This is a genomic window from Acinetobacter tianfuensis (assembly GCF_003611465.1).
Lineage (GTDB): Bacteria > Pseudomonadota > Gammaproteobacteria > Pseudomonadales > Moraxellaceae > Acinetobacter > Acinetobacter tianfuensis.
Window position 1 is genome coordinate 48784 of record NZ_RAXV01000016.1, and the last position, 20507, is coordinate 69290.

Consider the following 20507-nt stretch of genomic DNA (forward strand, 5'->3'; position numbering starts at 1 on the left):
GCCTTTAAAGGCGCTTTTTTTCTGACTGCATCTTAGCTGCATGGTCTTAATAAAATTTAATTTCGCTCATTAAGGCATCTCCAAACTGCCTTAAACCATCAAAACTGAGTGAGCATTCTATCGTACCGATAGAGATAGCGCCGCGCTGTACACTCATCCACACTTCGCCATCCTCATTGACCTTAAAAATCTGATCAAAGCTGCTGGCACTTCCCGCTGGCCCAGAATCCAGCCGCGTCAAGCGCTGGATATTAAAACGGAGCTGATCCAATCCAAGATGATAAGGATCCGCCGTCATCGCTGCAGATGCAGCCTGTCCAACCACCATACTCAAATCATCATTACCCAATGACTGCATGGTCGGTGATGAATACGCATATACAGATTCCAAAGAAATGCCTAAAGCAGCTGCAACAAATATTGACCGTTTCATTTGCTAAACTCCCGGTATGATTAAATGGAAGACATACAGCAATGCTCTGCTGCTTGACCAGTATTTACGGCTCGCCTTATTTATTGGCTTTATTGTTTAGTTTTATTAAATTTATTTTTATGCAGTCATTAATTTTTATACAAAAATACTCTGATTTAGAAGCACTTTCAGACAAGATACAAACCAAAACTTGATACTTAAACCAACTTAAAGTGAAGTTAATATTCATTATTACTTAACAAATCCTGTTAATCTTTGTCCTTATTAAAGTTACATTTTTCCCATCCAAAATACCTATTCAGCACATGGCCGCTTTAAAATTTAAATGCCGCCCCCATATTTTCCCTCAAGAAACACTTAGAGATAAAAACATGCGTGTAGATATTTGGTCTGATGTCGTTTGCCCTTTTTGCTATATCGGCAAGAAGCGCTTAGAAGCAGCAGCTGAAGAAGCTGGTGTTGAACTGGAAGTGCATTGGCACAGTTTTCAGCTGGATGCAGAAGCGCCCATTCGCCAGCAAGTATCAAACTCTGAACGGCTTGCGCAAAAATATGGCCGCAGCTTAGATGAAGTTGAAGAAATGCAGCGTAATATTGCGGTGATGGCAAAAGAAGAAGGGATTGAATTTAACTGGGAACATGCAAACTCAGGCAATACATTCAATGCTCACCGCCTGATTCACCTTGCACAAAGCAAAGGCTTAGGCAATGAAGCAAAAGAAGCTTTATTCTACAGCTACATGACCCAAGGCCTTGCAATCGGCGAACGCGAAACGCTGGAAGATGTTGCTTCTCGTATCGGGCTTAACCCTGTTGAAGTTGACGACCTGCTGGATTCAGATGAATTTGCAGATTTTGTTAAATTTGATGAAGAAGTTGCGCGTGAACAGCTGAAAGTGACTGGCGTGCCCTTCTTTGTATTTGATGAACGCATTGCGCTGGCTGGCGCACAGCCGCGTGAAGTATTTATGCAAGTGCTAGAAAAAGCTGCAGAAGCGCCTCAGGCATCCGCTGCGCCAAATTGCAGTGAAGATCGCTGTGAAACACCTGAAAAGTAATTATTCTTTCATGTGATTATATCACCAATAAAAAGCCATACCGCTTGTCAGGTATGGCTTTTTATTTGATCTGTGATTTTTTCATCCTCTATCTTCCTCCGAGCAATTTGCTTTCAGCAGTCTACCGCAAATCCAGCCGCTAAAATCAAAACTCAACTGCAGCCTTTTGTCCTTATACGCCCCGCAGCATCTTTTTTACAGCCTAAAACCCGCCTTAAAAAAGTAATAAATTCTATTTCCAATTCAAAGCCCAGAACCGTACCCAAAGCTTAAAACGCCTAGAGCTATTACTCTAACAATATGTTTTATAATGTAAAATTATTTTTATTTTTCAGTAATGCTGCCGAATTAATCATTTTCTATTCAGGTGATTTTGATATTATTTTCAGGAAATTTAATTTTGAATATTTCTCCCCCAATCTTTCTTCAGAAAGATCTTTGAAAGGAAATTGTGATGAACGCAATGAAATCTGTTTTGGCTATTTCTATTTTAGCGCTATCTTCTGCTGTATCTGCACAAATTGTTTATATTCCAGACTTCCCGACAAAAAAAGCAGTCAACACAGAAACCGCTGCCGAAACTCAAGCACCTGCTTCTGAAATAGCGCCGGCAGACAAAACCGCTTAAATGCCTCGCTGAATCCCCGTTCAAAAAGCAAAAGCGATATACTGCTTTTGCTTTTTTTATGGCTTCTTTTCAATCTGGCATAGTAAGCCAACTGACCGTAAAAGTTTAAAATACGCTTATTCACATATCCCATCTGATGCATTATTCAGGACACTTTTTGTCATTCAAAAAACACCGTGTCCTGACAATAATGACAACAAAATGACATTTTTTCTTGATTTCACTCATTTTTTGACCTTTTTTTGCATTTTTTTCTCGCTAAAATACCAAAATCACCTGCCGTTTTTCTGCAGGATAACTATAATCAAATGACCTATCCTCATTGTCTTGTCCATCAGGCGGGCCTATGCAAAAATTGCAAGCATTAATACAAGGTAAGATTTCTCCTCTGGCTTTCAATTTGGATTATTTAATTGAAATGGCAGAAAAATATCCTGAGCCGCAAACGGCCGAATATAAATTAATAGAACTCGCAGCAAATTTAGTGCTCAGCGCTTATTTAGAAAAAACTCAAAAATATTTTTAAGGGGCATCTGTACAATGAATGCGTTAGATAAAGCGCTGCTCATTAAAGAATTGCACGGTCTACTCATTTATCTCGATAACCGTTCACTGAACTTATTTGAAATTGCAAAAACAAAAAATCGGATTAAAGAAATTTTCAGCCTTTGTGATGATCCTATTTTCCAAAAGCAGCAGCTTGAATTTAAACTGCGCTTAAATCCTAAAACGATATCTGCTGAATTTGCTAAAAACAGCTTGTACGCTTTAAGCTTTCTCGGCTATTACACCTCTGAAGAAGAACTGTATGAACAGCATGCTTCTGTATACCGCAGCATCGGCTGGGCCTTTTTGCATTTGCCTCATAAAGGCTGGAAAATTTGTGTCCACACACCGCAGATAGAAGCGCCGTGGCATACTAGCTGGGGAACATTAGATGCAGCCTATGCTCAAATGCTGCATAACCAAACCTTACATGGCTTACTGATTGACAGTGAACTGCTGAAAAGCCAGTCAGCAGCGCCAAATATGATTCAAGCCAAACAAGCCGTTCATATAGCAGACCCTAGATCTCCTTTGATCTTTAACGAAATACCTGCACAGCCAGAAACAGAAAGCACAGCAGAGACCAGTTCCGTCAATCATGAATCGGAACATGCAGGATCAGCGGCAGACCAAGATGATGCGCCAATCATGAGTGATAATGATCAAACTGCAATAAACACAAAACAGCATGTACAGCCTGCAAATAGTGCTGAAAATTTACAGCCGAATATCCTGCATGCCGACCTGTTTGAAATTGAAGTCAAGCAGGCATCCCATGCTGCTGGTCCTGTTGCAGCCATTGAAATTACAGCTGCCGATATGCCAGTGCATGAAGATAAAGAGGAGCCGGCTGCATCAGCTCAGCCAATATCACTGGAAAGTATCAAACTCTTTAATTTAACTGCTGATGTTACGGTATTGCTCAACGACGCTGTCAAAGATGAAACACTGTGCTTATTAAGTTTGCGCGGCATGCCTGAAGTGTCTCAACATGTTGAAATACTGATGCTCTTAGCCTGTATAGAAAGCTGGCAGCACATGCCTGTGATTATTGCAGAACTGCTGAGTGCCAATGGCCAATTTTTCAAATATGCCCTGCTGTTTGGCGCAAATGAGCAAAGCCATGCAATGCGGATACTGAACCAATACTGCCGGCAGCAAAATCTCAGCCTGGCAGCAATTAAGCAAATCAGCCTGAGCGGCTTAGGCATGGACTTTACAGATGAGCATCTGCTGTTTCAGGCCTATCAGCAGCGGGCCAAATTATTCTGGTCTATAGAGCCTTATTATCCATTTATTTCATCCTATCAGCTCCAATCACAAAAGTTTATTCTGTTTGATGAAACACCTGCAGAACTGCAGACACCTATTCTGCTCTTGCAAGAAAGGCATAAAATCCGTGTCATACACGGTGAAAACCGTATTGCGCTCAACCGCTCAGAAAGGGCTTACCCTTATTTAATGCTGCACCGGCAGCACAATATGACTTGGCAGCGCATTCATGCGGTCATTTTAGAGCTGCCTCAGCCAATTGATGTCCTCACGCTATACCATGCGCTTACTCAAGATAAAGACAGCTGATTAGTGGTTTTTTTGTAGTTTTTCTTGCCTTTTTACCCAATTTTTAATCACACTGCAATAGAGTAGAATAATGATTGGGGGCACAATAATTATGCAAAAAATAAAAAGTTTTTTAGTCAAAGGCTGTTCTATTTCCGTCTTAAGCCTCTTAGGTATGTGCGCCTTTGCACAAACACCTGCACAGATAGAAACTGCAAAAGAAACCGAAGTACCTGTACCCCAAATAGAAATGAATGCTCCATGGCTGTTTTATACCATTCCATCTTGGATTGATGCCTCTCCGACACTATTTCCGCCGCAGTCTGATGAAAGCATTGTCCTGCCGGCAGAAAGTACTGAAAATAATTCATGGGTGGACCACCAGCAGAAAAATATCCGTACTTGGGCAGATAAAAGCGCCACAAAAATTAATAACTGGTTTGGCGAGACAGACCCGAATGAACCCGCTACAGCGACCTTACGCATCCTCATTGACAATGAATGGAATAAACACGATAACTTTGAAATTAAGCCCCGTATCCGCGGTAAAATAAAATTACCCACGCTTGAGCGTAAGCTGAGTGTTGTTTTCGGTGACGACTCTTTAGACAATGAACTGGATAATAATGTCGGCATCACTAATGAAAATCCTGTCGGCAGCAGTGACAAAAACCTCGACAGCAAACAAACCCGCCAAGACAACGGCTCTTTAGCGCTGCGCTGGTCAGACTTATCAAAAAGACTGCCTTTCGAAACTGATTTTGATCTCGGTATCCGTTCAGGCGATGACATTTACGCACGCTTAAAAGCCTCTAAAGACTGGGCGCTGGAAAATGATTTCGCCTTCTATGCAGAACAAATTTTCCGTTATGGCATCGACAGCAAAAACTATTTGCGGACAAACTTAGAATTGACTCATGCCCGCCCCAATCATCCAATTTTATCAAACCAATTTAACCTGACCTATGCAGACTCCCAAGAAGATGATGTAACTTGGGGCAATTTTCTATTCCGCAAACATCAGTTTTTTCACGGCAATGCCTTCAGCTATGGCTTATATACCAATGGCTTCTATAACAATCATGACCTGCGCCTCAACAGCTATGGCCCTTTTGTCTCTTGGCGCCAGCCTTTCCTGCGGGATTGGTTTTTTATCCAAGGCGATCTAAACTATTTAAATGATCACCGAAATAACCGCAGCCACTTTATTGGCGCTCTCGTTCGGCTGGAAGCTCTTTTCTAAACAGCGCAAAATGCTTCTACAGCAGATATATAACATTACGGCACTTCCTTAAGCCCGTCCTTATCAAAATAGGAAAATGTATAGCAGAATATAAAAAAGCCCCGATTGGGGCTTTTTTAACAATTGAATTACTTCAACAACAAACTGTTAATACGCTTTACATAAGCTGCTGGATCATCTGGCAAACCGCCTTCCGCAATCACGGCCTGATCGAAAATGACATGCGCCAAATCATCAAATTGTGCAGAGCCATCCAGCTTTTGCACCAAAGGATGCTCAGGATTAATTTCTAAGATTGGCTTGCTTTCAGGTACAGGCTGCCCTGCCTGCTTCAGCATGCGAACCAGCTGCGGTGAAAGTTCCCCCTCACCTGTCACTAAACAAGCTGGCGAATCGACCAAACGTGTTGTTACACGCACTTCTTTCGTTTTCTCTTTTAAAGAACCAGACAGCTTTTCAACCACTGGCTTAAATTGCTCAGCTGCTGCCTCAAGCGCCTTTTTCTCCTCAGCGTCCTGTAAATCACCTAAATCTACTGCGCCTTTAGACACATTTTGCATTGGGGTACCGTCAAACTCCTGAACAAATTCCATTGCCCATTCATCGACACGTTCAGCCATCAGAAGCACTTCAATGCCTTTTTTCTTAAATAGCTCCAACTGCGGTGAATTTTTTGCAGCGCTTAAGCTGTCAGCAGTCACATAATAAATCGCTTTTTGACCCTCTTTCATGCGCGCTTTATAATCCGCTAAAGAGGTCTGCACCTCATCGTTTTCCGAACTTGCAAAACGAAGCAATTTTAAAATACGCTCACGATTAGTGAGGTCCTCGCCTAAACCTTCTTTTAAGACAGAGCCGAACTCAGCATAAAATGCTTGGTACTTCTCTTGATCTTTTTCATCTTCCGATTTAGCAAGGCCATCTAAAACAGTCAAAATACGGCGAGTATTGCCCTCACGAATAGTCTTAACATCACGGCTTTCCTGCAGCAGCTCACGGCTGACATTCAGCGGCAAATCAGCGCTATCGACTACACCCTGCACAAAACGTAAATAGTTCGGAATCAGATTATCCGCTTCATCTAAAATAAACACGCGTTTCACATACAGCTTAATACCTGCTTTTGCTTCACGGGTGAAAATATTGCTTGGCGCTTTGCTTGGAATATACAGCAGCTGTGTATATTCGGTGCTGCCTTCCACACGGTTATGCGCCCAAGTCAGCGGCGCCTCAAAATCATGGCTTAAATTTTTATAGAACTCGATATACTGCTCTTCTGTGATCTCATTCTTATTGCGTGTCCACAGCGCGCTGGCCGAGTTAATCGCTTCCCACTCATCTGTTTTGACATACTGGCCGCCTTGAGGCTCTTCACCTTCTGCTGCTGTTTCTTCCTGCCAAACTTCTTTTTGCATCTCAATAGGCAAACTAATGTGATCTGAGTATTTATTAATAATTTGCTTAACTTTATATGACTCTAAATACTCCAGGGCATCATCACGCAAATGCAGAATAATATCTGTTCCACGTGAAGCCTTATCGATCTGCTCAACTTCAAACTCCCCCGTACCGCCGCTGATCCAGCGTACGCCATTTGCCGCATCTTCACCTGCACGGCGCGATTCTACGGTAATTTTGTCAGCAACAATAAAGCCTGAATAAAAACCTACACCAAATTGACCAATCAGCTGTGCATCTGACTTCTGATCGCCAGTCAGCTTAGACATAAAATCTTTGGTACCTGATTTTGCAATTGTACCTAAGTTATCAATGGCTTCTTGCTGGCTGAGGCCAATGCCGTTATCCGAAATAGTCATCGTCTTATTTTCTTTGTTCAGACTGACACGGACATGCAGATCAGGATCATTTTCGTAATATTCAGGATGATTAATGCCTTCAAAGCGCAGTTTGTCACATGCATCTGACGCATTAGAAATTAATTCGCGCAGAAAAATTTCAGGATTTGAATAAAGAGAATGCGTCACTAAATGAAGCAATTGAGCCACTTCTGCTTGGAAGCTGTGTTTTTGTGCGTTTTGCTCGCTCATCGGTTACTCCTAAAATTCAGAACAGTGTTTTTTATTAACTGCTTATATGAATGGAGTGACTTCTTCTTTTTTCAATGTTTCATTGTATGAATTTTATGCATCAAAAAGGGCCTTGCTTATAAATACGTTCCATATGCAAATCCAGCTTCCGCTGACGCATGTTATAAACGTCGCTTAAACAGCTGACATTATTCATGCATTGATCACGCAGCTCCAGCCATTTAAACTGTTCATGCTGAATTGTCCCTCGGGTTCCCATGGGTACTAAACGCTTAAGAATTGCATACGTCGCGGCCATCTTTACATCAGCATCATTTAAAGCCCGATGCTCACAGACAGTATGCTCTGTTTTTGACTGCGCTTTGGCGCAATCAAAACTGGCTGCCTGTAAAGCACTTGCCAACAGCAAGCCCAAAAATAAAATAGAGCTTTTAAATTTCATTCTAGCGCCTGTTTATTAGCATCAAAAAATAGCTTTAAGTCTTGTATAGACTGACGTTTCCGCCTCTTAATTTGCTGATTTTTTTTGTAAAAAACAACCAAAAAAATAAAAAAAGCCCCATCAATATGATGGAGCTTTTTTCAACCAATACTGATTATCAGAACTTATAGCTATAGCCAATTGTGTACACGATTGGATCGATATCTAAATCGAATTTAGATTTACCAACTGCTGCGGCTGTTGCATCATCTAAAGTTACTTCTGGACTTAATTGCGCATAGCGTGCATCGAAGTAAACACCCCAATTTTTCGCATCAGCTGGCTGATAGTTAAAGCCGATTTGGCCTGCAACACCAAAATCCTCTTTTACATCTTTAGCTACACCTTCTTCGTCCCAAGCAATAAATGCTGTCCCTCCTACACCAATATAAGGTGTGAAACGAGTATTATTTTTAAAATGATACTTCGCCGTGATAGTCGGCGGTAAGTGCTTCAACTTAGCAGACTTTACACCATTTACCAGCACATCATGATTAAAAGGAGTTGCCAAAAGAAGCTCAGCAGAAATATTGTCTTTAAAGAAATATTCAATAGAAGGTGTAAAGCCATATTCCTGATCAGCTTCAACAAGAACCCCAGGAGCAACCATCGTATCACTTGATGGTGCTAAAGATGAAGCTCCGACTTTTACCTGCCATTGACCAGCCATTGCTGAAGCAGACATTCCCAATAATGCAATAAGAGCAGCTTGTTTTAACATTTTAAACAACCTTCTAGAATGAATAATTAAATATTAAACATGAGTAATATTAATATGCAACAGCATTATTTAACATTCTAAAATATATTATATAAAATATTGTTTTTTATTATAATTTATTTTAATCATATTATTTTGGTTGGTTTTAATAACCAACCAAAATAATTAATTTTTAATATTATATTTCCAACTATTTCAATCAGAATTAATATTCACTTCCATTATAAATTGTGATGGTTTTTACAATTAAAGTACCACGGCAGCAATCCATCCAAAAATCATTAATGGAATATTAAAATGAATAAAAGTTGGGATAACACTGTCTTTCATATGGTCATGCTGACCATCCATATTTAAGCCAGACGTTGGGCCCAGTGTCGAATCTGAAGCTGGAGAACCGGCATCACCTAATGCTGCCGCCGTACCGATCAAAGCAATTGTCGCTGCTGGGCTAAAACCGAACTGCAAGCAAAGCGGTACATAAATAATGGCTAAAATTGGCACTGTAGAAAATGATGAACCGATACCCAAAGTAATCAGCAAACCAATCAGCAGCATCCAAAAAGCAGCCCAGCCTTTACTGTCACCAATCCATTGCACCGATGCTTCAACTAAAGCCGGTATTTGCTCTGTGGCAGAAATCACAGATGCAAAACCTTGCGCAGCAATCATAATGAAGCCGACCAGCGCCATCATCCGCATACCGGTGATAATGACATCATCCGCTTCTTTCCATTTAAAAATGCCGGCAAAACTTAAAATGCCGACACCGACCAAACCTGCAAGAATCATCGAATCTGAATACAGCTGCGCAGCCAGAGTTGCAACTACTGCAATACCCGCCATGATAATCGTGAAACGCGCAACTTGCGGTTTACCCGAAGCATCGCTGGCCACAGTGCTGTCAATAGTCTGCTGAGTTTGATGTATCCCTTTATCTGCATATTCACGCGGTTTACGGTAAGTAAAGAAAATAGCAACGAGCAAACCGATAAACATGCCAAATACAGGAAATGCCATCGCTTTTGGAATTTGATCATAGCTGATTGAAAAACCGTATGGCTTACCAAAGGTATTGATATTCTGCCCCAAAATATCATTTAAGAAGATTGCGCCAAAACCAAAAGGAACCAGCATATAAGTACCAACCAAACCAAAAGTCAGTACGCAGGTAATTAAACGGCGGTCCAATTTTAAATGGTTAAACACGCTGAGCAGCGGCGGAATAAGGACAGGAATAAATGCAATATGTACAGGAATCACGTTTTGAGAACAGATTGCTGCGATTACAACTGTCACAAAAATCACATATTTCACACGGTTTTGCGCTTTTACGCTGCTGCTGCCCTGCAGTTTGGTAATCATGTTATAAGCAAGTAAATCAGGCAAGCCTGAACGCGCCAATGCCAATGCAAATGCGCCCAAAACACCGTAAGCTAACGCAATTTGCGCGCCATTGCCCAAGCCATTATTAAATGCTTCAATCGTGCCGTGGATACCCAGACCCGCCAGCAAACCGCCTGTCACTGCACCGATAATCAATGCAAAAACTACAGGCACACGAGCCAACGACAGTCCGAACATGACTGCTATGGCAGATAGAATAGCGTACATAAGATAAAGGGAATTTAAACAAAAGAATTCATTTTATCAGAGTTTGCCTGCCATACAGCGGCTCTTATCGGCCCGATTGGTTCACACTGGCGCCAGAGATAAAAACAGCACGCTTTCACTGCTCATTTTGCTGTGCAAAACCTTTGATATATTGCGCAATTTTCTCAGGCTGACTCAAGATTGCCCAATGATTGGCATCAACTTCAATCTTCGAAAAATTTTCGACCCATCGTGGCAGTTCATTTATGTATTCAGGGCTGACAAATTTATCATTTTTTAAAACAATTGCCTGCACTGGACATACAGCTAAGCGTTCTCTAGGCTGACGTAAACGCGGTAAAAAATTTGCACGGTAAAGCGCGATGCCGTAGCGGCCATCTTTTTGAATATTATGATTCAAAGGCAGCTGCTTGGCGCGTTCCAGTTCATTAACAATTGTCCCCCAGCGCTCTGCATTTAAAATACGCCATGCTGTTGGAGCCAGCAGCGGCAACTGAAACACGCCAATGTACCAAGACTTACTCAGCAGTTTCAGCAGCGTTTTAGGCTCATTCTTCAGCTTATCTTTTAATACAAATGCGGCGTGATCCAAACACGGCCCAGAGATTGTGCTGTAGGATAAAATACGCCCTCTGAATTTTGGCTCTGTCACAGACTCCCACGACTGAATTGATCCCCAGTCATGCGCTGCCAAATGAAATGCGCGTTCAGGCAAAACAGCATTCACCACGCTTTCCAAATCCAGCGACAGCTGCTCTAAACGGTACTCTTTAATACGCTTTGGAATACTGGACTGCCCTGCGCCGCGTACATCATAAGTCACAATAAAATAATGATTGGCCAGATGTTCAATGATTGGCTCCCACACTTCCTGATTATCAGGATAGCCGTGTACAAGCACTAAAGCCGGAAGGTTTGAATTGCCCCATGTTTTCACATAGAGCCTTTGATGATCTGAGGTATTTACCCATTGTGTACGTGCTTCCATTATATTCATCCTGTTACTGGCGTTTTATAGAGATGTTCTGGCAGTGTAATCAATGCCTGTTTTTATAATCTGTTTTAGTATGATGACAAATACATAAAAAGAAATTGACCCCTATGAGCCTATTCAAAAAAATAATGACAATACCCATTGTCTCGAAATTTCTGCTAAACCACTACGCTCCGTACAAAGGGGCTGGCATTGAAATCGATAAAATTGATCTGCCGAATTATCATATTCGTGTGAAAATGCCGCTGACCCGTAAAAACCAAAATGTTGTCGGCGTGCATTTTGGCGGCAGCTTATATTCAATGGTTGATCCATTTTATATGCTGCTCTTAATGCATCACCTCGGTTCAAAATACATTGTCTGGGACAAAGCTGCCAGTATTCAGTTTTTGTCGCCGGGCCGCGGCACTGTTTATACCGATATCCGCTTAGACTTTCAGGAAGTTGAGCATATTAAATCACTGGCAGACAACTACAGCCCTGTACTTCGCAATTACACTCTGAACATTTTTGATGAAGCAGGTGTACGTATTGCCGAAGTACAAAAGACTCTCTATATCCGCCGCAAACAGCCTAAACCGCGCAAATAAAAAAGCGCTTGATTAGCGCTTTTTTAAGTTTGCATTAACGTTTTTGTTCGATGGCTGCACCAGCGCCGCCGCCAATCGCACCGCCGATGGCTGCACCAGCATTGCCGCCAAAGACCGCTTTACCGACAGCTGAACCGACTGCACCGCCTACGCCGCTATATGTTGCATTGCGGTTTGAACCATTTTGAGTTTTACTGCCTACTGCTGCGCCTGCACCGCCGCCAATCGCAGCGCCTGCACCGCCGCCTACACTGTTGCCGACACCGCCGCCAATGGCACCGCCTAAAGCTGCAGCGCCAATACGCTGCTCATTTGCGCTCATACTTTCACAGCCTGCCAGCATTGCTGTTGAAAGCACTGCTGCACTTACTGCAAGCATCATTTTTTTCATATTCATGTCCTATCCCCTATACACTTGAGGTTCATTTTAAAATTAGCCTTATTTTATGAAACAATCATCGGCAAACTGTTACGTCTGAAAGGCAATTTGCGTTCATTTGTAAAAAAGCCCCGACACAGTCAGGGCTCTAAAACATTCAAATAAACAAAATTATTCTAGCGGAATCGCCGCATCACCTTCACTTAGCACCGTAATATCACGAGTCACAACGCCATTTTCAGTTTGTACAGCATGTGAAAGTTTGCCCGCACCTTTCGGATCTTCTAACTGATCCAGCTGCAATGTACGTTTAATCGGCGCTTCGCCTTTTTTAAACTCCATGCCTTCGGCATCGATGCTTTTGCTTTTCGCAATAACTTCACCATCCTGTTTTACCGTCTTCGTCAGTTCAACTTTCGATGTGGGTACAATTACGCCGCCTTTTTTCAGTACAGGCACAGAAAGCTGCTGCTCAGAGAAAGTTTCCTGACCATCCTGCAGCTCAATTTCACGCGCAACAATATCTTTACCCTGATTCGTAACTTCCAGAACGGTTGCAGTCACATTGCGTACGGGCTCTTGTCCAGCTGCACGGCGGATGACTTCAGTTTTGAGCACAGGCACAACAGCTTTATCCTGTACGACAATACTGTTTGGCATGGGCGCTGCAGAAACAGCACAAGAAAAAACCAACGCAATACAGCTCAACATTAAATTTGTTTTTTGCATCATTATCCCCTTGTTACAATTTTATAATTCAAACCCAGTTGTACCATGTTCACCGTTAAAAAATGTTTCTATTTACACTATTTTTTTAAAACGCTGTAAATAAAATTTCTGTCATCGCCATATTAAACATTGCGCCATGACTTTGATTTGGATAAACCATAAGCTTCGATTTTACGTTTTGCTCATCCAAATAATGCGCAATTTTACGGTTATTTAAAATTGACTGCTGATCGAAATGAGTACTGATTTTCTCCCCCTCTCCTGCAACGACGTCCCCTTCCATCAACAGCAGCCGCTTGTTTTTCGCATACGGAACTTGACTATTCAGCACTTTATTCAACATTCTGTTATCAGCCCAAGTCAGTGATGGACTTGCCGCAAAATAATGACTGAAGTAGCTGCTGTTCAGCAGTGTATCCAAAACAAATAAACCGCCATATGAATGCCCCCAAAGGCCTACATGCTGAGCATCTACCTGTGCTTGTGTTTCGACCCATGGCGCAATCTGTTCTAAAACCACTTTACGGAAATCTGCACTGCCGCCGCTGAGGCGGTCTGGGCTTCTCGGGTCTGGCTGAATTTTGCCGCTGGCATCTGCCGGTGTGTAATCTCTTGAGCGCGCTTCAGACACAAAAGGTAAATGACTGTCATAGCCAATAACGACCAAAACAGGAGCATGCCGCTGCGCCATTTTTGCCAGCATCGGCTCTTTTAAACGGTCCATGAAAGCATTGCCATCTAATGCAAATAGAACTGATTGAGGCGCTAGAGTTTTAGCTTTTGGTGTTGCCAGCCAAACTTTATATGTTCGCTGCTGATCTTTTGAGCTAAATTTTTTAATTTTAAAATCGTAATACTGAGATTTTGTATCAGCAATATTTGGCCCCAAGGGCTGAATATTCGGTTTAGCCGAAGCAAAATTTGTGAATAACAAGCTAACTGCAAGCAAACATAGTCCAAATACTTTTGTTAAATTCAACATCATTGTTCACAAGACATCATTATTAGCGAAATATTAAATGATTCTTATTTATATATACAAGCCATAAAAAAGCCACCCGAAGGTGGCTTTAAATTAACGAAATGGATTTTGTGAAATTTTGACTTTTACAGGTGGCTTTCCTTTTCTCACCGTTTGCCCTCTTGAACATAAATATTCAAATACCATTTGCTCATCTTTAGCTTTAGGTGCGAGATAAATTTTTTCTAAATGTTCCATCACAGATGATTCGTAGTCGATATAAATTCGATTAATTTTTTCATCGTATTGAATGAGTGGATTATCCATCGATGTCACATAAATCATACGACATTCTTGCTCCTCTTTAAATGCCATGTGTTTAATGAGATAGCGTAAAGGTAAAAGAATTTCAGCTAAAAGCTCTTGTTCATCAAGACTCAATTTTTGCTGATTTAATTTTGTAATTTGCTTAACAAGCTTATTTAAGCCATGCTGTACTTTAGTTTCAATTTGAGTAATTTCTCTTTGATATTCGCTCCAAGCCTGTTCAGCTTCAGGATTTTTATCAAGCAGATGCTGTTTAGCATCAGCTTTATATTCACGATGAAAACTCCATTCTTCACGCTGTGCTACTTTAATTAAACCCGATGTTGGATCTAAATAAATACAGCGATAAATTGGCATTTTGGGGAGTCTGTGATTTTCCTTTTCTATCTTTAACTGTTCTTCATTATTTAATGCTTTTGATTCTGCTTTGTTAATCATCTGAGCAATATTATGCTCTTGTGCAAAGAATTCTTTTGATAGAACCAAGCTTAAACCTGTTGCTTCTAGTTGATCTTTCTTTCCATATAACCGAAATTGATTGAGCGAATCGTGATGTAAAGTAAAACAAGAAATAAAAGTTGAGTCTTCTGTTGTTACATTTTTATCAAGACATAACAATTCATTTAATAGAAACCCCTCCGTAGGATCATTCATTAAATTAATTGTATTTAATCTAAGTGCTGATAGTCCTTTTAAATTTTTATGCTCACCATTTTCAGATATTAATAATTTAGAGACAGCTAAGTTCGTATAATGAGCAATACAATTTTCATATTTTGAAGTTAAATACAGTTTTTTTAAGAGATCATCTACACTCTCAGAAATTTCAATGAAACCAATCTTAAAGCCTTCATTAACTTTCTTTAATATACTCAACCATATCTCAATTTGATATCCTCCCAGCTTATATACTCTTGATTCCTTTGGAATATTAGGTAGATATTGAATTAAATATTCAATTTTTTCAGTCGTATCATTTTCATTTAAGCATTTTGTTGCTAAAACTAACTGAGCTTCTGCATATGTTTCAGTATCTTCCAGCGGTATACGATTCCAGCACTCTCTTGCTTCTTTAATCTTGTTTTGAGACTCAAATAAATGTCCTAAATACCATTGGGCTTTAGCATACTGCTCAACTGAATCTTCATACTTTACATTTTTATAAGCTTGCTCTGCCTCATTTAATCGTTGCTGTTGCTTAAATAACAGCCCCATAAACCATTGAGCTTGAGCATATATTTTAGCTGAATCTTCACGCTTTACTTTTTTATATGCACACTCTGCTTCTACTAAACGCCCCTGCCTTTCAAATAAAAAACCGAGAGACCTCTGTGCTTGAGCATAGAAATCTACTGAATCTTCATGTTTTACAGTGTTATACGCATGCTCTGCTTCTTCCCAACGATTCTGTTCTGTAAATAAAACCCCTAAAAACCACTGCGCTGCGGCATATTCCTTTGCTGAATCTGTATGTTTTACATTTCTAAACGCTTGCTCTGCCTCTTCCGGACGTATAAGCTGTCTAAACAAAAAACCTAAAGACAGCTGAGTTTCAGCATATAAATTCGCCGAATCTTCATGTTTCACATTTTTAAATGCTTGTTCTGCTTCTTCCAAACGATCTAATTGTTCAAATAAATACCCTAAAAACCATTGAGCTTTAGCATAGATCAATTTTATCTCATCAAAATTTTCAGGTATTTGGCTATATAGACTAATTGCCTTTTCAAACTCATTATTATTTTTCGCTTCAGTTGCTTCAATAAACAAATTCTGTGCTTGTTGTAAATCCATAAATCCCCCTCAAATTTCAAACTCTTATTTTTTTAAGTATATAAAAAAGCCACCCGAGGGTGGCTTTTTTATTCATTTAACAGTGCTGATTACAGACCGTTAAACTCATCACTGAATGCTTGACTTAAAGCTTGGTCAACATCAGAGAAGTCATTTTGCAGTTCAAACTCTGCAGCTTCTGCTTCTTGACGGCGGCGCTCTAAGTGGTAAGCCAAACCTGTACCCGCCGGGATCAGACGGCCTACAACCACGTTTTCTTTCAGACCGCGTAAGTCATCTTCTTTACCTGTTACAGCAGCTTCAGTTAACACACGCGTTGTTTCCTGGAACGATGCAGCAGAGATGAACGAGTCAGTAGAAAGCGATGCTTTCGTAATACCCATCAATTGACGTTCAAACTTCGCTGGGAACTTGTTCTGTGCAAGAACAGCTTGGTTCTCGCCCACAACACGGATGTAATCCACTTGTTCGCCTTTGATGAAGCTTGTATCGCCGCCGTCAGTGATATCAACTTTACGAAGCATTTGACGTACGATCACTTCAATATGCTTGTCGTTGATTTTTACACCTTGCAGACGGTAAACGTCCTGAACTTCATTCACGATGTAGTTAGTCAGCGCCACTTCACCTTTCAGACGTAAGATGTCATGCGGATTTTGCGGGCCATCAGAAACAGTTTCACCGCGGTTTACATGTTCGCCTTCGAACACGTTAATCGTACGCCATTTCGGAATCAATTCTTCGTAGATCTCAGAACCGTCATCCGGCGTAATCACTAAACGGTTTTTGCCTTTCGTTTCTTTACCGAAGCTTACAACACCAGAAATTTCAGCAAGAATTGCATGCTCTTTCGGTTTACGCGCTTCAAACAAGTCAGCTACACGCGGCAGACCACCGGTAATATCACGAGTACGTGAAGATTCTTGCGGTACACGGCCAATTACGTCACCTACACCAATTGTTTCGCCGTCACGGACAGAAAGAATTGTGTTTTGCGGCAAGAAGTAGAAATGCTCATTGCCATCTGCTTGGTCTAATACGACAGCAGGACGCAAATCTTTACCTGACGCAGGACGAGAAGTCACTGGCAAGATTTCAATTGTCGACATACCGGTTGCATCATCAGTCTTCGTCGTAACAGTGACGCCGTCAGCGATTTGGCTGAAACGTACTTTACCTGCAACTTCTGATACCAATGGATGTGTATGCGGATCCCAAGTCGCCACAATACCGCCAGCTTCTACAGCTTCGCCATCTTTGATGATGATTGAAGCGCCGTAAGGCAGTTTATAGCGTTCGCGTTCACGGCCGATGTCATCTGCAATACCGATTTCACCAGAACGAGATGTTGATACCAAGTGACCTTTTGCGTGCTGTACTGTTTTCACATTGTGGAAACGTACTGTACCTTTGTTACGCACTTGTACGCTGTTGGCAGCAGAAGTTCTGCTCGCAGCACCACCCACGTGGAATGTACGCATGGTTAACTGTGTACCCGGCTCACCAATAGACTGAGCAGCCATTACACCAACAGATTCACCTGGGTTTACCAAGTGACCGCGCGCTAGGTCACGGCCGTAACATTTCGCACATACACCGAAAGTAGATTCACATGCAATTACAGAACGCACTTTAACTTCATCGACACCTTGCTCTTCCAGGAAGTTCGCAAGTTTTTCGTCAATTAAGGTATTGCGCGGAAGAACAACTTCATCCGAACCTGGACGTGTCGCATCTTCAGCAAGCACACGGCCAAGTACACGAGTACCTAAGTTCTCAATGACATCGCCGCCTTGAATGAATGGCGTCATTACAAGACCGCCAAGCGTGCCGCAGTCAGGCTCAGTAATCACTAAGTCTTGCGCAACGTCTACTAAACGGCGAGTCAAGTAACCCGAGTTCGCAGTTTTCAATGCTGTATCGGCCAAACCTTTACGCGCACCGTGTGTTGAAATAAAGTACTGAAGTACCGTCAAACCTTCACGGAAGTTCGCTTTAATTGGAGTCTCAATAATCGAGCCATCCGGTTTTGCCATCAAACCGCGCATACCCGCTAACTGACGAATCTGAGCTGCCGAACCACGGGCGCCTGAGTCAGACATCATATAGATCGAGTTGAATGATTTTTGCTTCTCGTCTTCACCCTGTTTGTTTTTAACAGTTGTGAAAGACAAGTTGTCCATCATCGCTTTCGCTACTTGGTCGTTTGTACGCGCCCAAATATCGACAACTTTGTTATAACGCTCACCGGCAGTTACGAAACCTTGTTCGAATTGCTGTTCGATTTCACGAACTTCAGTTTCCGCTTTATCAATAATCGTTTGCTTAGATGGCGGAATCAGCATGTCTTCCATACCGACAGAAACACCAGAACGCGTCGCTTGACGGAAGCCCAAGTACATCAATTGGTCAGCAAAGATAACCGTATCTTTCAAACCTAATTTACGGTAGCAAGAGTTAATCAGCTTAGAAATGTTCTTTTTGGTCATTTCCAGATTGATTTGCTGGAAGTCCATACCCTCAGGAACAACTTCCCAAAGCAGGCAGCGGCCTGGCGTCGTGTCTACAACAATCGTTTGCTGCTCACGGTTGCCGTCTTCATCGATCACAGTTTGGTGTACACGCGCTTTAACACGGGCATGTAAATCAACTTGACCTGTTGCAAGCGCACGGTTTACTTCATCAGTATCCGCGAACACCATGCCTTCACCTTTGGCATTGATTGCATCACGCGTGATGTAATACAAACCTAAGACAACGTCTTGAGACGGTACGATGATTGGCTCACCGTTCGCTGGAGACAAGATGTTGTTAGTAGACATCATCAACGCACGCGCTTCTAACTGCGCTTCAAGTGTTAATGGAACGTGTACCGCCATTTGGTCACCGTCGAAGTCGGCGTTAAATGCCGCACAAACTAACGGGTGAAGACGGATCGCTTTACCTTCAATCAGAATAGGTTCAAATGCTTGAAGACCTAAACGGTGAAGTGTTGGCGCACGGTTCAGCATCACTGGGTGCTGACGGATCACAGAGGCAAGAACATCCCAAACTTCAGGTGTTTCGCGCTCAACCATCTTTTTCGCAGCTTTGATCGTAGTCGCTTGACCAGACGCTTGAAGCTTAGCAAAGATGAATGGCTTGAATAGTTCTAGCGCCATTTTCTTCGGCAGACCGCATTGGTGCAAACGAAGAGATGGACCTACTGTAATTACCGAACGGCCCGAGTAGTCAACACGCTTACCAAGTAAGTTTTGACGGAAACGGCCTTGCTTACCTTTGATCATATCTGCCAAAGATTTAAGCGGGCGTTTGTTCGAACCTGTAATTGCGCGGCCGCGGCGGCCGTTATCTAACAATGCATCGACAGACTCTTGCAGCATACGTTTTTCGTTACGTACGATGATGTCTGGCGCAGCAAGGTCAAGAAGACGCTTCAAACGGTTGTTACGGTTGATGACACGGCGGTACAGATCGTTCAAATCAGAAGTCGCGAAACGGCCGCCTTCAAGCGGCACTAACGGACGAAGATCTGGCGGAAGTACTGGAAGTACATTCATCACCATCCATTCTGGCTTGTTGTTCGACTCTTTGAACGCTTCCATCAGCTTCAAACGCTTAGACGCTTTTTTAAGCTTCGTCTCAGACGTTGTGTTTGGAATTTCTTCACGTAAACGTGAAATTTCGTTTTCAAGATCGATATCTTTTAACAAGTCTTGAACAGCTTCAGCACCCATTTTCGCGCTGAACTCGTCACCGTGTTCTTCTAACGCTGTGAAGTATTCTTCATCATTAAGAAGCTGGTATTTCTCCATTGGCGTCATGCCAGGATCTGTTACCACATAAGATTCGAAATACAATACGCGTTCGATATCACGCAGCGTCATGTCTAATAATAGACCGATACGGCTAGGAAGTGATTTCAAGAACCAGATATGCGCAACTGGAGAAGCAAGTTCAATGTGGCCCATGCGCTCACGGCGAACTTTCGCAGTTGTTACTTCAACGCCACATTTTTCACAAATGACGCCTTTGTATTTCATACGCTTGTATTTACCGCACAAGCATTCGTAATCTTTGACTGGACCAAAAATTTTGGCGCAGAATAAACCGTCACGTTCTGGTTTGAACGTACGGTAGTTAATGGTTTCAGGCTTTTTAACTTCACCATGAGACCATGACTTAATCATTTCTGGTGACGCAAGACCAATACGGATGCGGTCAAACTCAACTGGAGCATGACCGTCTGAATCCGTCTTTTTGCGCATGATATCGAGCAAGTCTTTCAATTTTTTTCTCCGTGTGTTGTGGAGGCTTTCACTACACAACTGGGTCACAAATATTGTTTTTTAACTGAAGAATCCTCCCTCAGCCCCTCCTTTTTCTAAGGAGGGAAGCTCC

17 protein-coding genes are annotated in these 20507 nt (G+C 42.0%); 6 read left to right on the forward strand and 11 right to left on the reverse strand.

The genetic code is table 11. From position 1 onward, the window contains the following. Positions 1-46 precede the first annotated feature (46 nt). Positions 47-433: a hypothetical protein gene (locus tag D7V32_RS08745; protein WP_120402505.1), complete on the reverse strand. Its 387-nt coding sequence runs from the start codon at positions 431-433 to the stop codon at positions 47-49. 371 nt (positions 434-804) lie between these two features. Here D7V32_RS08745 and D7V32_RS08750 point away from each other — a divergent pair, with 371 nt between their 5' ends. From D7V32_RS08750 to D7V32_RS08765, 5 genes are all read left to right on the forward strand, one after another. Continuing rightward, the gene (locus tag D7V32_RS08750) at positions 805-1491 is read left to right on the forward strand and encodes a DsbA family oxidoreductase (RefSeq protein ID WP_120402527.1); all 687 of its coding nucleotides are present in this window, start codon (positions 805-807) and stop codon (positions 1489-1491) included. 454 nt (positions 1492-1945) lie between these two features. Beyond that, a complete protein-coding gene (locus D7V32_RS17280; RefSeq protein WP_171407621.1) occupies positions 1946-2119 on the forward strand; it encodes a hypothetical protein in 174 nt (57 codons plus the stop codon). 346 nt (positions 2120-2465) lie between these two features. Next, on the forward strand, positions 2466-2645 hold the full coding sequence (locus D7V32_RS08755; protein ID WP_120402506.1) for a hypothetical protein: 180 nt from the start codon (positions 2466-2468) through the stop codon (positions 2643-2645). Positions 2646-2659: 14 nt separating this feature from the next. Beyond that, positions 2660-4246 carry a hypothetical protein gene (locus D7V32_RS08760; RefSeq protein ID WP_120402507.1) on the forward strand — a complete coding sequence of 529 codons (1587 nt, stop codon included), beginning with the start codon at positions 2660-2662 and terminating at the stop codon, positions 4244-4246. A gap of 91 nt (positions 4247-4337) precedes the next feature. Beyond that, the gene (locus D7V32_RS08765; RefSeq protein ID WP_120402528.1) at positions 4338-5468 is read left to right on the forward strand and encodes a hypothetical protein; all 1131 of its coding nucleotides are present in this window, start codon (positions 4338-4340) and stop codon (positions 5466-5468) included. Between the two features lie 128 nt (positions 5469-5596). Here the strand turns inward: D7V32_RS08765 and htpG are convergent, their stop codons facing one another. From htpG to D7V32_RS08790, 5 genes are all read right to left on the reverse strand, one after another. Further along, positions 5597-7516: a molecular chaperone HtpG gene (htpG, locus tag D7V32_RS08770; RefSeq protein ID WP_120402508.1), complete on the reverse strand. Its 1920-nt coding sequence runs from the start codon at positions 7514-7516 to the stop codon at positions 5597-5599. A gap of 100 nt (positions 7517-7616) precedes the next feature. Further along, positions 7617-7958, reverse strand: a complete 342-nt coding sequence (locus tag D7V32_RS08775) for a lysozyme inhibitor LprI family protein (RefSeq protein ID WP_120402509.1) — start codon at positions 7956-7958, stop codon at positions 7617-7619. 157 nt (positions 7959-8115) lie between these two features. After that, positions 8116-8718: an OmpW/AlkL family protein gene (locus D7V32_RS08780; protein ID WP_120402510.1), complete on the reverse strand. Its 603-nt coding sequence runs from the start codon at positions 8716-8718 to the stop codon at positions 8116-8118. Between the two features lie 246 nt (positions 8719-8964). Continuing rightward, positions 8965-10332, reverse strand: coding sequence for a Na+/H+ antiporter family protein (locus D7V32_RS08785; RefSeq protein ID WP_120402511.1), 1368 nt, complete (start codon positions 10330-10332; stop codon positions 8965-8967). Positions 10333-10447: 115 nt separating this feature from the next. Next, positions 10448-11320, reverse strand: a complete 873-nt coding sequence (locus D7V32_RS08790; protein WP_120402512.1) for an alpha/beta fold hydrolase — start codon at positions 11318-11320, stop codon at positions 10448-10450. Positions 11321-11433: 113 nt separating this feature from the next. On the opposite strand from D7V32_RS08790, the gene D7V32_RS08795 reads away from it, so the two are divergent. Then, positions 11434-11916, forward strand: a complete 483-nt coding sequence (locus tag D7V32_RS08795; protein WP_120402513.1) for a DUF4442 domain-containing protein — start codon at positions 11434-11436, stop codon at positions 11914-11916. A 34-nt stretch (positions 11917-11950) separates the two neighbouring features. On the opposite strand, the gene D7V32_RS08800 is transcribed toward D7V32_RS08795, so the two are convergent. The 5 genes from D7V32_RS08800 to rpoC form a co-directional block, all read right to left on the reverse strand. Further along, positions 11951-12307: a DNA transfer protein p32 gene (locus tag D7V32_RS08800; RefSeq protein WP_120402514.1), complete on the reverse strand. Its 357-nt coding sequence runs from the start codon at positions 12305-12307 to the stop codon at positions 11951-11953. A gap of 159 nt (positions 12308-12466) precedes the next feature. After that, the gene (locus tag D7V32_RS08805) at positions 12467-13024 is read right to left on the reverse strand and encodes a hypothetical protein (protein ID WP_120402515.1); all 558 of its coding nucleotides are present in this window, start codon (positions 13022-13024) and stop codon (positions 12467-12469) included. Between the two features lie 85 nt (positions 13025-13109). Next, positions 13110-13958 (reverse strand): alpha/beta hydrolase, encoded by an 849-nt coding sequence (locus D7V32_RS08810; RefSeq protein WP_228200191.1) that lies wholly within the window; start codon positions 13956-13958, stop codon positions 13110-13112. Between the two features lie 141 nt (positions 13959-14099). After that, positions 14100-16106, reverse strand: a complete 2007-nt coding sequence (locus D7V32_RS08815) for a tetratricopeptide repeat protein (protein WP_120402517.1) — start codon at positions 16104-16106, stop codon at positions 14100-14102. Between the two features lie 89 nt (positions 16107-16195). Beyond that, positions 16196-20395 carry a DNA-directed RNA polymerase subunit beta' gene (gene rpoC, locus D7V32_RS08820; protein ID WP_120402518.1) on the reverse strand — a complete coding sequence of 1400 codons (4200 nt, stop codon included), beginning with the start codon at positions 20393-20395 and terminating at the stop codon, positions 16196-16198. Positions 20396-20507 lie beyond the last annotated feature (112 nt).

Bases quoted from the DNA above. Each gene is read 5' to 3' on its own strand.
- D7V32_RS08755 (WP_120402506.1), top strand. From the start codon at position 2,466: ATGCAAAAATTGCAAGCATTAATACAAGGTAAGATTTCTCCTCTGGCT.
- D7V32_RS08815 (WP_120402517.1), bottom strand. From the start codon at position 16,106: ATGGATTTACAACAAGCACAGAATTTGTTTATTGAAGCAACTGAAGCG.
- D7V32_RS08750 (WP_120402527.1), top strand. From the start codon at position 805: ATGCGTGTAGATATTTGGTCTGATGTCGTTTGCCCTTTTTGCTATATC.
- D7V32_RS08775 (WP_120402509.1), bottom strand. From the start codon at position 7,958: ATGAAATTTAAAAGCTCTATTTTATTTTTGGGCTTGCTGTTGGCAAGT.
- D7V32_RS08760 (WP_120402507.1), top strand. From the start codon at position 2,660: ATGAATGCGTTAGATAAAGCGCTGCTCATTAAAGAATTGCACGGTCTA.
- htpG (WP_120402508.1), bottom strand. From the start codon at position 7,516: ATGAGCGAGCAAAACGCACAAAAACACAGCTTCCAAGCAGAAGTGGCT.
- D7V32_RS08805 (WP_120402515.1), bottom strand. From the start codon at position 13,024: ATGCAAAAAACAAATTTAATGTTGAGCTGTATTGCGTTGGTTTTTTCT.
- D7V32_RS08765 (WP_120402528.1), top strand. From the start codon at position 4,338: ATGCAAAAAATAAAAAGTTTTTTAGTCAAAGGCTGTTCTATTTCCGTC.
- D7V32_RS08745 (WP_120402505.1), bottom strand. From the start codon at position 433: ATGAAACGGTCAATATTTGTTGCAGCTGCTTTAGGCATTTCTTTGGAA.
- D7V32_RS08785 (WP_120402511.1), bottom strand. From the start codon at position 10,332: ATGTACGCTATTCTATCTGCCATAGCAGTCATGTTCGGACTGTCGTTG.
- D7V32_RS08790 (WP_120402512.1), bottom strand. From the start codon at position 11,320: ATGGAAGCACGTACACAATGGGTAAATACCTCAGATCATCAAAGGCTC.
- D7V32_RS08800 (WP_120402514.1), bottom strand. From the start codon at position 12,307: ATGAAAAAAATGATGCTTGCAGTAAGTGCAGCAGTGCTTTCAACAGCA.
- D7V32_RS08795 (WP_120402513.1), top strand. From the start codon at position 11,434: ATGAGCCTATTCAAAAAAATAATGACAATACCCATTGTCTCGAAATTT.
- D7V32_RS17280 (WP_171407621.1), top strand. From the start codon at position 1,946: ATGAACGCAATGAAATCTGTTTTGGCTATTTCTATTTTAGCGCTATCT.
- D7V32_RS08780 (WP_120402510.1), bottom strand. From the start codon at position 8,718: ATGTTAAAACAAGCTGCTCTTATTGCATTATTGGGAATGTCTGCTTCA.